This is a genomic window from Alteromonas sp. BMJM2, assembly GCF_027257845.1.
In the GTDB taxonomy this organism is placed as follows: domain Bacteria; phylum Pseudomonadota; class Gammaproteobacteria; order Enterobacterales; family Alteromonadaceae; genus Alteromonas.
The window spans coordinates 92640-107868 of the sequence record NZ_JAPVOT010000001.1; the positions used below are offsets into that span (position 1 = coordinate 92640).

Sequence of the window (15229 nt, forward strand, 5' to 3'; positions counted from 1 at the left end):
ACGGGCACTTTTCATTGTACAATCTGATAGCTAGCTTTGTTTCTAGCCATAGCCATTAAATTTAATGGCTAAATTTAATGGCTCAAATTAGATGCCCTCGTTAAATACCCTAGCAGCGCTTAACAACCTCTGACTTACTTGGCTTTTTTGCTAGCTGACTTTGCTTTTGAACTGGCCCTTGCTTTCGCTTTGTTCTTCGGCCTTGTCTTTTTCTTTGTTGCTACCTTTTTCTTTTTGGCAGTAATTTTTGGCGTTTTGTTTTTAGGTCTAAGCTCGGCGATAACTCGCCCTTTAATAGGCTCTTCCATATAGCGGGCAGCCTTTGCAACCATGGCAAAGTCGTGTGCTTCTACCAGTGAAATTGCAGTACCTTTTGCCCCAGCGCGGCCGGTTCTTCCTATTCTATGTACGTAAATATCCGCTTTACGTGGCATATCAAAGTTAATCACATGGCTTACATCTGGCACGTCAATTCCCCGTGCTGCCACGTCAGTAGCCAACAAGATGGGAACTTCACCACTTTTAAAACGCGCCAAAGCCGCGTTTCTCTTGTCTTGCGGCATTTCGCCCTGTAGCCAGCAAACATTAATTCCTTTCGATGCAAGTACGTCTTTTAAAGTTTGTAAGCGCTCTCGCGTTTTTACAAAAACCACAGCAGTAGTCACTTGCTCTTTAAGAATATGAATAAGCAATGCTTGTTTGTGAGCGTAGTCATCGGCAAGGTGATACCACTGGTGTATTTTATTCTTTTCTTTGCGTGATGGATTTGCTTCAACAACTTCAGGGTTAATTAAGATGTCTTTCGCAAAGTTTCTTACCCCTGCGCCTTCTAACGTTGCTGAAAACAGTAGGTTCTGTTTGCGCCAGCGTGCTTCCGTAGCTATTTGATTTACCACGGTAGAAAAGCCCATATCGAGCATGCGGTCAGCTTCATCAAGAATTAAGCATTCAATATCACGGCAGTCAGCCGTCTCTTTTTCGATGTGCTCTAAAAGGCGTCCTGGCGTGGCCACAAGAATATCTAAGTTTTGGCTTAGTGTTTCTTTGTCGGTGCCATAATTAATACCGCCTGTAATAACACCGCAAACGAGTTGCGTGTGCTTAGTCAGGCTTTTAGCTTGCTCGTATACCTGAAGGGCAAGTTCACGGGTGGGCGTTAGAATTAATATACGCGTAGCGCCGGGTTGCTTGCGCGGGTAATCCAGCAAAAATTGACACGCAGGCAGCAAGAATGCCGCTGTCTTTCCGGTACCTGTGGGTGCAGACGCTAGAATGTCTCGTCCGTCCATGGCAAGTGGAATAACCAATTCTTGAATATTGGTTGGGGTTTCATAACCCATATCGGCCACGGCGTGACAGAGAGTTTCGTCTAATTCGAGTTCTTCGAAAGTCATAGTATAAAAACGCTTAAAATGAATGGGGTGTATTGTAGCATTGATGCGTCGAAACACAGAAAAAAACTGTACAGAAAATGAGATTATCTCAGTATTCCCTTTTGTTCTCGTTTACGCGTTTTGCATCAAGCGCAATGGTAAAGTTGATAGCGCTAAATTAAAACCGCGATTTTGTTTTAACCGTATAGATTCAATCACAAACATAAACACAAGCACTAATGCAAAGCTGGCTAACTCAACACGCCTACGCGCTTGAAAAGAGCCGATAAAAATAGCTAAACAAAAGCGCTTCTCAAAATAGGTAAAACGCTGTTATGAAAAAAATTCTTACGCTGGCAATAACATGTGCCGTACTTTTTTATGGCCCTTTAGCAATGGCTGCGAAAACGAAACAAGCCATACTGGCAGGTGGCTGCTTTTGGTGTATGGAAAAAGACTTTGAAACATTGGAAGGGGTCACTGACGTTATTTCAGGTTTCACCGGGGGAAAACTTAAAAATCCAACGTATAGTGGCAATCATCAAGGTCATTACGAAGCCGTGTTGATCACTTACGACGCTAGCGTGTTGAGTTATCAAGATATTTTGGACCATTACTGGGTAAACATCGACCCATTTGATGACAAAGGCCAGTTCTGTGATAAAGGACCTAGCTACCGCAGTGCTATTTTTGTAAAAAGCGAGAGTGAGCGCATGCTGGCAGAAAAGTCTAAGCAGGCAGTTATCAGTCAGTTTCCAAATCAGCAGGTGGTTACGCCTATTCTCGATGCCTCAACCTTTTACCCCATTAAAGGCGATGAAAGCTATCATCAAGACTACTACAAAAAAAGCCCAATCCGTTATGCAACGTATCGCTGGGGATGTGGCCGCGACGCTCGCTTAGAAGAAATTTGGGGTGATGCAGTTACGCACTAAGTACGTCACCGCCTTTGGTTACACTTGTTAACAATTGTGTGCTTACTACATGCTGACGCTTTTGCGACAATGCAAAAATACTTAACTGTGTAACCAGTTACTTTATCTCACGGAACTCTAAGGCGGCTCATCACGCCGTCTTTTGACAGTAAAAAGGAAAATCTATGTCAAAAATAAAAGCGTTATGTATTTCAACTGCATTTATTGGTGCAGCTGGAGCAGCGATGCACGTAAATGCTAAAGAAGGCATGTTCACGCCAGAGCAATTACCATCAATAGCTAGCGAGCTAAAGCAAACCGGGCTGGCCATTCCTGCTGAAAGTATTAATGACTTAACGGCATTCCCCATGGGCGCCATTGTGTCGCTTGGTGGCTGTTCAGCGTCTTTTGTGTCCGATAAAGGGCTGGCAGTTACCAACCATCATTGTGCAAGAGGATCTGTGCAATACAACAGCACGCCCGAAAACAACTATTTAGAAGATGGTTTTCTTGCCAAGCAAATGAATGAAGAGCTGCCTGCTGCGCCTGGCACCCGTATGTTTGTTACCGTTGGGTTTGAAGACGTAACAGATAAAGTAACTGGTGGCATAAAAGAGTCGGTAGAAGGGCGTGCGCGCTTCGATGCTATCGAAGCGAACCGTAAAGCATTAGTCACTGAATGTGAGTCTGAGCCAGGTTTTCGCTGTTCAGTGTCGTCATTTTTCCAAGGCCTTGAATTTAAACTTATTAAACAAATAGAAATACGCGATGTTCGCATTGCTTATGCACCTGCAGATTCCATTGGTAAATACGGCGGTGATATCGACAACTGGATGTGGCCTCGTCACACGGGCGACTTTTCGTTCTATCGTGCTTACGTGGGGAAAGACGGTAAACCAGCCGATTTTAGTGAAGAGAACATACCGTTTAAGCCAGAACATTTCTTAAAAGTGTCTGCAGCGGGGCTTAGCGACGGCGACTTTGTTATGGCAGCGGGGTACCCGGGCTCAACAAATCGCTACGCGCGTTTGTCTCGCGTATCGTATACATTCGATTGGTTGTACCCCACCTATTTAGATTTGGTAGGCGAGTGGATTGATACTATCGAAAAAGTGTCAGAAGAAGGAAGCGACGCGCGCATTAAATACGAAGCAACTCTTGCCGGTTTAAATAACTTCCATAAGAACACATTAGGCCAGCTTTCAGGTGCTAAACGAGTGGGATTAGTACCACGTCGTGCTGAGCGCGAAGCACAGCTGTCGGCTTGGCTTGATAAAAATGACAAAAGCGAACTTAAACAGGCGCTGGCTGAATTAGACGCGGTAAGCGAACAGCAGATTCAAATGAATAAGCAAAACTTTTGGTACAACAACTTGAATCGCTCTCAGTTATTGTCGTCTGCGCAGACACTATATCGCAACGCTATTGAAAGCGAAAAGCCTGATACTGAGCGTGAGTCTGGATTTCAAGAAAGGGATCAAACTCGTTTGAAAGAGGGAATGGAGCGAATAGAGCGTCGTTTCGACCCGGTTGTTGATCAAGCCGTTTGGCAAAAAATGATTAGCATGTACCTTGAGCAACCTGAAGAAAATCGCGTTGCTTCATTTGACGAGGCAGTTGGCATTAACGGCTCTACAGACAGCCAAACGCTGCAGAAAACGTTGAAGGCGTTTTACGAGAATACCTCATTAACCAACACTGAAACACGACTGTCATGGCTTACCGCTAGCCGTGAAGACTTTGAAAATAGTGACGACCCATTCATTAAATTGGCCGTTGCCCTTTTCGATACTGAAATGCGCATTGAAGATCAAAGCAAAGCCTTAAGCGGCAAAGCCGTAGCGCTACGCCCTAAATATATGAAGGCAATTATTGATTGGCAGAAGTCGATGGGAAGTTTGGCCTACCCAGATGCTAACAGCACATTGCGTGTGACTTACGGTAACGTAATGGGCGGTTCGCCTAAAGATGGCCTTATCTACGAGCCTTTCACCCGTCTTGAAGGCATCACTGAGAAAGACACCGGCGAAACGCCGTTTAATTCACCTAAAAAACAGCTTTCACTCATCAATGAGTCGCAGTACGGCCTATATAAATTAGATGATATAAACAGCGTTCCAGTTAACTTTTTAACCGACTTAGATTCTACAGGCGGCAACTCAGGGTCTGCTACCTTAAACTCGAAAGCCGAATTAATTGGTTTATTGTTTGATGGAACCTTTGAAAGTGTTAATTCAGATTGGGATTTCGACCCTAAAACTACCCGTACTATCCACGTTGATACCCGCTATATGCTGTGGGTAATGGAGTATGTAGACGGGGCGAACAATTTAATAGAAGAAATGACAGTGGTGAGATAAATAGCTGAAGTAACCACTTCAATTTAAAAGCTGCAAAAGCCGAGTATTTACTCGGCTTTTTTATACTTAATTGATGAGGAAAATAACCTTCAATAGGTAAACCCGCGAATTCAAGTTCGAAGTGCTACCCTGACTTAAATTATCTAGTATATTCGCCATCTATAATGACGGAGGATATGCCAATAATTACGATGCGCTAGACACTTTTCGAGAGGCCATTATATCTAAATTAAGCTGCTTCGATATTGACGTTAGTAGCTCAATTTCCTGCTCGATGAGAGGTAGTGCGTTGAGGTCATAAGCAGATTGACTAATCCATGCTGGCTCAATTAAATTCTCTCTATACCTAATAAAGAATACGGCTTTATTGCCTACAAACTCGCATTCTAGACAGGTAGCATTCGCTTTTTTCATGAACATGTTATAAAGCGATAAAAGCTGCTCCATCATAACAGGCGTTAGAATATAACGAGCTAACACTTGGTCAGTTGAAAATACTTCAAAAACGTTTTCGAAAACTACATTTTCGAGCGCTACTTTTTTTGTTGTTTTTGGTGCTTTAGAAAGCCAGTTTGCCACTTTGCCTAGGTCTTGTTTAACCATGGTGTGAGCGTTGAAATCAAAAGGCATTGTAAAGGTTACTATGCAGCCTTGAAACATTGTTGTGCGACCATTTCTGCCCCCTTTTTCTAGTAACAGTTCACTGAATTCAAAACCCATATTGTCAATGGTGCCACTAATATAATCTTCCGTTTTTAAGTAGTCGAAGTTAGGAGCAATCGCCCAGGCCTTTAATTCTTCCTTAGTCACGTTTGATTTAAGTGAATAGTTAAAGTCGCCATACATTGTCACAATGAGAGGCAGTACTCGTTGTTTATACAAGTGGATGTAGTCAAGAGCAGGTTTGTACGCCCAGCACGAACCTGCTAAAAATGTAATGAGTATGATAGAGAAGTAGCTACCATCGCCTCCAGCAGCCACAATAAGCAGTGAGATAACTATTGATAAAGGTAAGAATATAAAATGTAACTTTCTGCTACGCTTTTTGAACTCGCTATGAAATGCTTCTCTTTGCATCTCAATAGCTTCTAGCTTAGGTTTTATTTTATCTTCAAACGTTGCTGTTAAAGCGTCAGATGCCTGAGCGTCTGTTTGGCCCTTTCTCTGTCGCTTAAAGCGCAGCTTGAACGCTTCTAAATAAGCATTTAATTCGTCTAGAATAAACATTGAGATGCTCTATTTAGCGTTTAATAAGTCAGATGCATTAACCGTTGCGCGCTCTGCTTCTGTTATTTCGAAGAATGCGACTGACTTAACGCCAACCATGCTTGCTATAATATTACCGGGAAATACCTGTGTTGAATTTCTCAATACGCGGTTAGCGCTATTGAAATTGCGTCTTGCTGCTGAAATGTGTGCTTCAACGTCAGCATAGGTTCTTTGAGCTTCTGCCATTGCTGTATCTGATTTAAGGTCGGGGTAGTTTTCTACGGCAATCATTACGCCAGACATTGCTTGCTCCAGCTGACCTTCAAGCTTAAAGCGATCTGCACTTTCATCTTTGCTCGATAACTTCATTACGTCGCTTCGTAAACGCGTAACCTCTTCAAGCAACGCTTTTTCATGACTTAAGAACTTCTTTGCAATTGCTATAATATTGGGGATTAAATCGGTACGCTTTTTAAGTTGCACGTCTATACCAGAATACGCTTCATCCACTGCATTTCGCTTTGTGATGATTGATACGTACCAAGAATAAAATATGATGATGAAAAGCGCGACGGCGGCTAAGAGCAGCCAGTTGCTGGCGATAAAGTTTTGCATTAGTGTTCCTTGTAATTATATAAGTCCATTTAGGGCGTGTTGACCCATCGTGAGCAAATTTGTAGAGGAACAGAGTAGTTTATTTTTACCGCTGAGTATAGCTTATTGATAAGTTTGAAAGTTTTTGAAGTTGGTGTGAGTTACTGTTCTTTTCATGCTTTGATTCACGTTAGATTCTTTACAATAAAATACGGCGCTAGAGAGCGCCGTATTGTGATATGCACGAATAATGATTAGTCCGTGAGCATAGAAGTAGCACTGCTAGTCAAAGCATATTAAAACTAGAAGCGCTATTTAAAGCTAGAATCGATATTCAACACCAATACTCGCTTGTTTTAAATCGGTTTCAAAATTTGTGTCGTCGATATCGTCAACGGCTTCTTCCGCGTCTAGTTCAGCGTCGTATACCATGTATTCCGCGTTTACTAGGAAGTTAGCGGTAATGGCGTAACTTAAACCTGCGCCAACGAAAAGGCTTTCATCGTCGGATTCATTCGATATGCCGCCTAGATTGTACTCAGTTTCTGACCACAGTTGTCCTGCTTTTGCATAAAGCGAGAACCGGTCTGTTAGCGGAAGAATACCTTTAATCGCTGCCGTATACCCATCGGTATTCCCGCCAGCTAGGTCGGTGCCGTAGTCACCGAAGTCGATGAAGCTACCTTCTAATGCAACGTACTCGTTAAATTTATAACCGAGCAGTCCCTGCCATACATCTTTGTCGTCATCAAAGTCGTCTTCACCTTCTACACGAAGGTATCCGTAGTTACCTCCCACATAAAAACCACTGTCGTCAGCTGTGATATCGTTTGATTGCGCATGGGCACCAAATGCTGTTAGCGATGAAAGTGCTGCGATTCCTGCAAGTGCTGTAAGTGTTTTTTTCATAATGACATCCTCTTTTCAATTTATAACTTTCCATTATCTTCCCCTAGGGAAGTTCAACGTGAAGCTGTAATAGCTCACGGTTGATATGATTAGCTATTCAATTGGTGTGCCAGCGTAAATTTCACAGAAAAGAGGAGAAAACCGTGAAAGAGTTTCACAGTTTACAAAGGATTTTGACCGGAGTTGTACAGCTTTTAATCGTCGATTAAAAGCTGTACGGCAGAACTTTCTTGCGGTTTGAAAAGAATACATAAGCTTTGCTGTATGTAATGACTTACTTAGCGCCTTCGCCTTGGCCTGACTCAATAGCATGGCCTATGGCCTGCAGTTTTTCTTTATCTAAAGCTTCCTTTATTGCTGCGCCTTTGTGCCCTTTGGCAATAATATCTTTAACACTAACCTGGTTCGCTGCGGCTAAGGCCTTATTAATTAGGCCGTGCGTGGCTGACCATTTTACTCCTCTTGCCTCTGCCGCCGGACCGATGGCGAAAAGTAATCGTTCAAAGCGCTCAGGTCGTCGCCACGCGTCCGCAGCGTTGAAAACAGTGAACAGGGCATCTGTAGTTATACTGGTTTCAGTAGAGCTCGCTCTATGGCTTGTTGCGGAGCCAATACCATTAACTAGCAATAAGGTTTTAAATTTACAGGCCAGCACAACAATCTCGCTTACTTGGTTTGGCACCCTTAGGCGTTTACACAGCGCCGCTGCTTGTTGCTCATTTAACAATATGCAAAGTGAGGTAAACCGTGTAATTAATATTTGGGTATCATCTTGTTCTCTTTTACAAGCGCTGCCGTTTTCATCTGCCTTACTATCGAGACTATCGATACTATCGTCGCTGCTGCTGTCGCCGTCACTGCTACTGCCATCGCTGCTACTGCCATTGCTGCTAGTGGCGGCTACTGCTTTAACCAATAACTCTATTGCTTCGTCGATGAAGTCAGTGAGTTCCATAAACCAGCTTGGCAACGCTTTGCTTTTTGCTAACGTTGAAAAATACACTTCGGGAGATTGCTCTAAAAGGCTGCGCTTAGTCTCTTGCCATACACGCTCTGCACTTAGTGCTTTTAATTCACCACTTTCTGCCATCGATGTCATAAGGGCGATGGTGTCTTCGGCAATGTAAAAACCTAAGTAGGCATACCTAGCCGCAAAGCGGGCCGCGCGAAATACCCGTAATGGGTCTTCGCTAAATGCCTGAGAAACATGGCGCAAGCATCTGTTTTCTAAATCAGCTTTTCCGTTGTAGGGGTCGATAATATTGTCCGAATCATCTTGCGCCATGGCGTTAACGGTAAGGTCACGACGTCGTAAATCTTCTTCAAGAGTCACTTTAGATGATGCATCGCAAATAAACCCCGTGTAACCAGCCCCAGATTTTCTTTCTGTACGAGCTAGGGCATATTCTTCATTAGTGCGAGGGTGAAGAAATACAGGGAAGTCTTTTCCTACTTGTGTGAAGCCCTTTGCGAGCATGTCGTTAGGGGTTGCCCCTACTACCACGTAATCGCGTTCGGTAACGGGCCTTCCTAACAACGTGTCTCTAACGGCACCGCCAACCAAGTAAACTTGCATGTATTCTCGCTCTTCAAAAAGTAAGGGTAATAATGATGAGTATACCAATGTTACAATTAAATTTGTTACTGCGTGCTATGGCGCTTTTACTTACCGTCATGCTCTGGTAGTTTAATCATCGTTTTTACGATGAATTAGCGAAAACCATGTACTTGAATTACTTCGGGTTAAACGACAACCCGTTCTCCATAGCGCCAAACCCCGACTATCTTTACATGAGCCCACGACACAAAGAGGCTCTAGCACACTTAACCTTCGGCTTAAGGGAAAGCGGAGGTTTTGTAATGCTAACTGGGGAGGTTGGAACAGGCAAAACAACGGTTTCGCGAAAATTACTTCAACAGCTGCCGGATAACACTCAGGTAGCGATGATTTTAAACCCCACGTTATCAGCCTTAGAGCTTTTGGCCACCGTGTGTGACGAGTTAGGGCTTTCATATTCATCTGATAAAGCCAGTCTTAAATATTTCACTGACCTCATTTTGTCTAAACTCGCCGAAAATCACCAATCGGGTATGAATACCGTATTGATGGTTGATGAAGCGCAGCATTTATTGCCTGAGGTTTTAGAGCAGCTGCGCTTATTGACCAATTTAGAAACTAACCGAGAAAAGCTGCTTAAAGTGGTGTTAATTGGCCAGCCTGAGCTACAGCAATTGCTTAAACGCAATGAACTTCGACAGCTTGCACAGCGCATTACAGCTCGATATCACCTGCTGCCGCTAACCGCCCCGGAGGTGAGCTCTTACATTGCTCACAGACTTAGCGTGGCAGATGGTGATATTAGTATTTTCAGTAAGGGCACCTTGCGTGCAGTACATCAAATAACAGGGGGAATTCCTCGGGTTATTAATCTGCTATGTGATAGGGCGTTAACCCTTTCATTTACCAAGCAACATGCGGTGGTGAAAAAACCTATTTTTCTCGCAGCGGCAGAACAAATTTTGGGTGAAGATGTAGTAAGCCAAAGAGTGCAGGGCCAAAACCGGTGGTACTTGGCAAGTACGTTTGTACTAGCGTTAGTGTGTGGGTATGCCATTGGGAGTTTGTATGTCTAGTATTGTTGCTATTGAAAATTTGCAGCCAGGAATGGTGATTGTGCAGATTACCAAGCAAAACGGGCCAGTTAAAATACGTAAGTCAGGGTTAGTATCGAGCGATGCTATGGTGCAAGGCCTTTCAGAAATGGGAGTACAAGAACTTGAAATTGACCCTGAACAAACGGTTGAAGTTGCAGCTCCAACTCCCACTTCAGCTCACCACCGCACGCAAACGCAGGCATTATTGCGGGGCCAGCACGACACGTCGGCGCGCTTCGATAAATCGTTGAATGATCAATTCAATCGCAGTTTATTTTTGCCTACTGTTGAAGGCCTTCCATCGTCGTTTTCACTTTATGCAAAGCAAGCTTTTGTTTTTGCCGTTGTGATTATGGGTGGACTGGCACTAGGCTTTACCGCAGCGACTAAGAATAATTGGTGGCCGGCGTTAGCCTCATCAATTTCTACCGATACCTCAGCATCAGCAGGCAATATTGATACGGCATCAAATACGCCCTCGAATACCAGTGCAGATGCAGCGCTAAATGAAAGCGGCACAAGCGGTGAGCAAGCCTCATCTACTAATACAGGGAACAATTTAACGCCAGCGCAGCAGACATCTCAACGGCAGCCAGCGCAACAGCCATCACAACAGCCAAGTCAGCAATCAGCGCAACAACAATACGTTGGTAATACGCAGAATGTGATGAATAACAACGTATCGCAGCCGTCGAATAATCAAACGGCGTCAAATGGCTTTGTCGATAATGCTCGCAATACGGGGCCTGGCACTAATTTTGAGGGCGCTAATTCTGGAAGCGCTTATTCTGAAACTGGCAGAGCGGACAATCAGGAAAGCACGGCGCAGGGAAGCACAGGACAAAATATTACGGGTGAGCAGGGCTCTACCGACGAGTACGAGGGGAAAGTGCTTAACGAGGCAAGTAACGCTAACAATATTGAGGTTTCTCCAGAGCTAATGGCGCGATTTAACGCTGCCGTTGAAGCACTTGATGACAAATCACCGAGTTCAGCAAGAGAGCCTGAGACCAAGGTAACGGTACGTGACGATACACTGCGGGTAGACCAATTACCGGTAAGGTTATTAACTCGGCTGCCTACAATGAATTTCAGTGCCCATATGTACGCGTCTCAACCGCGAGATAGGTGGGTTAGGGTAAATGGTCGTCAGCTTTCAGAAGGCGACTGGATTGCCGACAAAGTCCAAATTGTAAACATTGAGGCTCAGCGGGTAGTGCTAGCTTTTGAAGATGAAATATTTACTATGGCAGCGCTTACTGACTGGTAGCTTTATGTTAGAACAAGTCCCGATTATCGATACTCGGTTATTGATTACTGCGGGGCTTGATGAACAAATACTTCTTTGAAGAACTTCGGTAAGTTTATTCTGAATTCTTCCGGACGTACGCCAGATACTACCTCGTCATCGTAATGACTTAGATCAATTTTTTTAATTTCATTAAAGTGACTCGATGTCACGCTGTAAAACGTCATTACATGAGGGCTTATTGGATCTTTTGGATTAATCTTACTTACGATGCCTAACTTGCCGCTTTTCAATTTAACCAAAGAGCCCACTGGATGTACGCCGATACATTGGATGAACTGGTTGACGAGTGATTGATCTAGGCCAGCTGAATCTGATAGGCGTTTCAGCGCTTGCATTGGTGTAAGGCCTTGTTGTAACGGGTGTTGAGATGTCAACTCGTCGTAGGTATCGACAATGGCGGCTATTCGAGCAAACTCTGATATCTCATCGTTTTTCAGGCCGTTTGGATAGCCACTGCCATCTACTCTTTCTTGATGTTGCTCAATAACCTGCAAAGACAAATCAGGAATATCTCCGCATTGCTCTACTAAGGTAGTACCAATTTCTACGTGGGTTTTCAAAACCGCGAGATCGTCTTCAGATAAGGATGCAGTTGGCCTGCGAATATCAGCAGGTATTGACGACATGCCCGTATCCATAAGCAATGCCCCAAGACTTGCTTGCTCAATACTGTCTCTGTCGTAACCGAGAAACTTGCAAAATATTCCGGTTAACACTGAGCAATTTATCGAGTGTTCTAGCAGGTAGTTGTCAGTATCTTTAATGAGGGTGAGGCAGCTTAAGGCGTCTCCATTATCAAATACACTCTCTATGAGACTGTAAGATAGTGATGTCATAGGAGATAAGTCAGTTACGGCGCCCTTGTTTAAAGCCTTTACAAATTTACTTTGAATAGACAGTGCATTCTCGTATAAGTCGTAAGCTTCGTTGATGGAAGCATTGTCCAGCGGCTTCGACTTAGCCGTTCTCGACTCAGACACCGAGGACTCATTTATAGGTCTTTGCTCTTCATTTGCCAGAGCATCTACTTGTGTTTCTTCATTGCGATGATGTTTTGACTTAGCAATATCGACTTCGAGAAGTAAGATACCTTTTTTCTTCAATGTATCCACAATGCTTTGGGACTTAACAATGCCCTGAGAGCGCATATGAAGCGTACCAGATTGCTGTAGAACCTGTGTAACGTACATTCCTGGTTTAAGCTCATCAATAGGCACCTGTTCTAACATTTTATTTTCCGTTTACTGCATCGTTTTAAGCTCGTTAAATTAGCATAGGGTGAGGTGTGATGATATGCCAATAATGAGGAATTTTTTTTAATAAGCGTAAAAACTAAGTCGTGTTCTAACAGTGGTTTTCATTGAAAAGCCAATGGTTTTCATTGAAGAATGAAACCAAAAGCAAACTTTAAATATGTGCCCAAATCCGTGACTAAGCCCTGACAAAACCTCTGTTATTCTCCATGCATTCGATCTTTTACGCGTAAAGTAGCGTAGCAAACCTGCACATTTAATAAATAATTAACTAAAGAACAACACGCCCTAGTAATAGCGCGTTTCATATCTAGCGAAGTACTTTTTATATCTAGAACGCTATTCACAGCATAGGGTCTGATTGTCTATATCAGTGCTTTAGTATAAGGATGTCCTATGAAAGATGAACAGCAAAAAACGCCCGGTCTACTGCTGGCTCTAACACCTGTTGTGTTAACGCTAATAATCTTGGGAACACAGATTTTCTACTTTGGCGTTTTCGAACCTCATATACCCCTGGCAATAGGCGTAGCGCTTGCGAGTTTTGTAGGTGTTTACCTTGGCTTGTCGTGGGAAGATATTCGCGCCGGTATATTCAAAGTTATCCATGTGGCGTTGCCCTCGGTAAGCGTGCTTATTACGGTGGGCATGATTATCGGTATATGGATTGCTAGCGGTACAGTTCCTACCATTATTTACTATGGCTTGAAAACGTTATCGCCAGAAATATTCCTCGCCGCTGGCATGGTCATTTGTGCCTTAGTGTCGGTGTCTTTAGGTACAAGCTGGGGAAGCGTTGGAACCGTTGGTTTGGCACTAATGGGCATTGGCGAAGGCTTTGACATTCCCATGTATTGGACGGCAGGCGCAGTAGTATCGGGCGCATTTTTCGGTGATAAAGTATCCCCGCTTTCGGACACAACTAATCTGGCTCCAGCAGTAACGGGAACGGACGTTTTTTCACATATAAAAAACATGATGGCCACAACCATACCGGCTATGGTTATTGCGCTCTTAATTTATATTGGTGTTGGCCTCTTTGTTATAGATACGCAAAGTGTGTCGTTTGAAAAAATTGAAGGCATTACTACTGCATTAGAAGACAACTTCTACATATCTGCATGGGCGCTATTGCCTGCTCTAGTCGTTATGTTGCTGGCATTAAAGAAATTTCCACCTCTTCCTTCGCTGTTCGCAGGCGTAGTTGTTGGCGGTGCCTTTGCCATGGTTACGCAAGGACAGTCGCTTCAGGCGGTGTTTGACTATGCGAACAACGGGTATTCCATCCAAACCAATATCAGCGAAATTGATTCACTGCTCAATCGCGGCGGTATTCAGTCGATGATGTGGACCATATCGCTGGTCCTTATCGCCCTCGGTTTTGGAGGCGCGCTTGAGACAACAGGCTGTTTGAGAAGTATTATTAATGCTATAAAAAGTAAAGCAAAAACCTTTGCAGGTACTCAAGTTGCAGCGGTAGGAACTTCGTTTGCTACGAATCTTGTTGCTGGCGACCCGTACCTATCTGTTGCTTTACCAGGGCGTATGTATTCTCCTGTTTATCGCGGCATGGGTTACTCAACACTTAATCTTTCCCGTGGTATAGAAGAGGGCGGCACGCTGATGTCTCCACTCATCCCGTGGAATGCCGGAGGCGCTTTTGTTATCTCTGCATTAGGACTTGGCATCTCCGGTGATAATTTACAGAACTTACTTTATATACCACTTGCATTTGCATGTTGGACAGCGCCATTGATAGGGATATTTTATGCCTATACCGGTATGTTTTCACCGAAGGCATCAGATAAAGAGCGGGAAGAATGGAAGTCATCAGGTGCTGATATTGCCAAATTCAATGAGGATGGCACGCCAGTGACTGAATGATTTGGTGTTTGAACGCTGAAAGAAATACCGTTTAAAATATAAAGAAGAAATAAAAAAGCGAGGATAGTAGCAAACCCTCGCTTTTTTGTTTGTCGCATTAATTTGACTTTTTTACTGGGGCTTTTATGACAGGCCCTACTAATAGCAATCCCTTCGCAGCCTAAAGCCAGCTAGGCTGTTTGTCCTCAAACGCGCTGATAGCACTATCAAGCTCGAGAGTTTGACCTATTGCATCAAGGCCTTTTATCAGATTAGTTTTGTGATGAGATGCTATATCAAAACTAAACGATGTATCGTTGAAGCTTACTGTCTGCGCCGGCAAATCCACAGTAATAGCGACCGCGGGATCTGCTTTTACAGCGTCAAACAAAGCGTCCATTTGTTCGCTACCTAACGCAACAGGAACCAGTTGGTTGTTGATACAGTTACCATAAAAGATATCAGCAAAACTGGTGGCAATAACGGTTTTAAAACCAAAATCGGCCAGTGCCCAAGGTGCGTGCTCTCGACTTGAACCACAACCAAAGTTTTCTCGTGCCAACAATACGCTAGCGCCTTTGTGCTCTGGTTTATTCAGTGAGAAATCTGGGTTAGGCTCTTGCTCTTTTAAATCCAAATAACGCCAATCGTGAAAAAGGTGCTTGCCGTAGCCAATACGAGTGACACCCGTGAGAAACTGCTTAGGAATAATTTGGTCTGTGTCCACATTGGCTTGGTCTAACGGTGCTGCAATGCCCGTGTGGTGTGTAAAACCTTGCTCTGACAT

The 15229-nt window shown here is 43.8% G+C and carries 12 protein-coding genes; 5 read left to right on the forward strand and 7 right to left on the reverse strand.

Going from position 1 to position 15229, the window contains the following annotated elements:
* Positions 1 to 134 precede the first annotated feature (134 nt).
* Positions 135 to 1394 carry an ATP-dependent RNA helicase SrmB gene (srmB, locus tag O9X84_RS00390; protein ID WP_269517509.1) on the reverse strand — a complete coding sequence of 420 codons (1260 nt, stop codon included), beginning with the start codon at positions 1392 to 1394 and terminating at the stop codon, positions 135 to 137.
* A 314-nt stretch (positions 1395 to 1708) separates the two neighbouring features.
* Here srmB and msrA point away from each other — a divergent pair, with 314 nt between their 5' ends.
* Both msrA and O9X84_RS00400 read left to right on the forward strand, forming a co-directional pair.
* Positions 1709 to 2308: a peptide-methionine (S)-S-oxide reductase MsrA gene (gene msrA, locus O9X84_RS00395; protein WP_269517510.1), complete on the forward strand. Its 600-nt coding sequence runs from the start codon at positions 1709 to 1711 to the stop codon at positions 2306 to 2308.
* 164 nt (positions 2309 to 2472) lie between these two features.
* Positions 2473 to 4647, forward strand: a complete 2175-nt coding sequence (locus tag O9X84_RS00400) for a S46 family peptidase (RefSeq protein ID WP_269517512.1) — start codon at positions 2473 to 2475, stop codon at positions 4645 to 4647.
* 186 nt (positions 4648 to 4833) lie between these two features.
* Here the strand turns inward: O9X84_RS00400 and O9X84_RS00405 are convergent, their stop codons facing one another.
* The 4 genes from O9X84_RS00405 to O9X84_RS00420 form a co-directional block, all read right to left on the reverse strand.
* Positions 4834 to 5874, reverse strand: a complete 1041-nt coding sequence (locus O9X84_RS00405; RefSeq protein ID WP_269517513.1) for a DUF3137 domain-containing protein — start codon at positions 5872 to 5874, stop codon at positions 4834 to 4836.
* 9 nt (positions 5875 to 5883) lie between these two features.
* Positions 5884 to 6471, reverse strand: a complete 588-nt coding sequence (locus O9X84_RS00410; protein ID WP_269517514.1) for a LemA family protein — start codon at positions 6469 to 6471, stop codon at positions 5884 to 5886.
* Positions 6472 to 6771: 300 nt separating this feature from the next.
* Positions 6772 to 7359 (reverse strand): porin family protein, encoded by a 588-nt coding sequence (locus O9X84_RS00415; RefSeq protein ID WP_269517515.1) that lies wholly within the window; start codon positions 7357 to 7359, stop codon positions 6772 to 6774.
* A gap of 274 nt (positions 7360 to 7633) precedes the next feature.
* On the reverse strand, positions 7634 to 8935 hold the full coding sequence (locus tag O9X84_RS00420; protein ID WP_269517516.1) for a CCA tRNA nucleotidyltransferase: 1302 nt from the start codon (positions 8933 to 8935) through the stop codon (positions 7634 to 7636).
* 146 nt (positions 8936 to 9081) lie between these two features.
* On the opposite strand from O9X84_RS00420, the gene O9X84_RS00425 reads away from it, so the two are divergent.
* Positions 9082 to 9993, forward strand: coding sequence for an ExeA family protein (locus O9X84_RS00425; RefSeq protein ID WP_269517517.1), 912 nt, complete (start codon positions 9082 to 9084; stop codon positions 9991 to 9993).
* Positions 9986 to 11284: a general secretion pathway protein GspB gene (locus O9X84_RS00430; protein ID WP_269517518.1), complete on the forward strand. Its 1299-nt coding sequence runs from the start codon at positions 9986 to 9988 to the stop codon at positions 11282 to 11284. Before O9X84_RS00425 ends, O9X84_RS00430 begins: the two co-directional genes overlap by 8 nt.
* A gap of 44 nt (positions 11285 to 11328) precedes the next feature.
* On the opposite strand, the gene O9X84_RS00435 is transcribed toward O9X84_RS00430, so the two are convergent.
* A complete protein-coding gene (locus tag O9X84_RS00435; protein WP_269517520.1) occupies positions 11329 to 12555 on the reverse strand; it encodes an HD-GYP domain-containing protein in 1227 nt (408 codons plus the stop codon).
* A gap of 420 nt (positions 12556 to 12975) precedes the next feature.
* On the opposite strand from O9X84_RS00435, the gene nhaC reads away from it, so the two are divergent.
* Positions 12976 to 14463 (forward strand): Na+/H+ antiporter NhaC, encoded by a 1488-nt coding sequence (nhaC, locus tag O9X84_RS00440; protein WP_269517521.1) that lies wholly within the window; start codon positions 12976 to 12978, stop codon positions 14461 to 14463.
* A gap of 160 nt (positions 14464 to 14623) precedes the next feature.
* On the opposite strand, the gene leuD is transcribed toward nhaC, so the two are convergent.
* Positions 14624 to 15229, reverse strand: coding sequence for a 3-isopropylmalate dehydratase small subunit (gene leuD, locus O9X84_RS00445; protein ID WP_269517522.1), 606 nt, complete (start codon positions 15227 to 15229; stop codon positions 14624 to 14626).